The following is a 969-nucleotide window of genomic DNA, read 5'->3' on the forward strand; positions in this document are numbered from 1 at the left end:
GCCCGCGCGCTGCTGCTGCCGCGGCGCCGCCCCGACCGGCGTCAGCCGCTGTGGGCGCAGCGCCAGCGTGCCGGCCAGCTGCTGCAGATCGCCTCGGGCCACCCCGACTTCCCGATCCTGCTCGAGGCGGTCCGCGAGTGCCTCCGCGACGACTTCGACACGCAGGCGCTCGCGACGCTCATGGCCGATGTCGTGGCCCGGCGGGTCACGGTGCACGAGGTCACGACCGTTCGCCCGTCCCCGTTCGCCCAGTCGCTGCAGTTCGGCTACACCGCGCAGTTCCTCTACGAGGGCGACGCCCCGCTCGCCGAGCGTCGCGCGGCGGCCCTCACGCTCGACCCGACGCTGCTGGCCGAGCTGCTCGGTGGCGGCGGTGGCTCCCAGCTGGCCGACCTGCTCGACCCCGAGGTGGTCGAGCGCACGAGCGCCGAGCTCACCGGGACCGCCGCAGACCGCCGGGCGACCGGGTTCGAGCAGCTGGCCGACGTGCTGCGCCGGCACGGCCCGCTGCCGCTGGCGCAGGTGCTCGCCCGGGTGCGTGCCGACCTGGCCGACCAGGTGCCGGCCTGGCTCGACCGGTTGGTCGAGGACCGGCGGGCGATCGAGGTGCGGCTCAGCGGGGTGGCCGAGGAGTCGGTGCGCCAGTGGGCTGCGGTGGAGGACGCCGGCCGGCTGCGGGACGCGCTCGGGGTCGCGCTGCCCGTCGGGGTGCCCGAGGTGTTCACGCAGATCGTGCCCGACCCGCTCGGCGACCTGCTGCGCCGGCACGCCCGCACGCACGGACCGTTCACGACGGCCTCGGTCGCCGCCCGGTTCGGGCTGGTCCCGGCGCTCGTCGAACGTCCGCTCGAGGTGCTCGTCGCGGCCGGGACCCTGGTCGCCGGTCGACTGCTGCCCGAGGTGCTCGGCGGGGTCGGCGCGGAGCTGTGCGACGCCGGCGTGCTGCGGACGCTGCGCCGTCGGTCGCTG

1 pseudogene is annotated in these 969 nt (G+C 76.8%); it reads left to right on the forward strand.

The window, feature by feature from the left end:
* Nucleotides 1–969 (forward strand): annotated as a pseudogene (locus tag F2B26_RS16445) (DEAD/DEAH box helicase); the annotation flags it as partial.

This window comes from Cellulomonas citrea, assembly GCF_009829685.1.
GTDB classification, from domain to species: Bacteria; Actinomycetota; Actinomycetes; order Actinomycetales; family Cellulomonadaceae; genus Cellulomonas; species Cellulomonas citrea.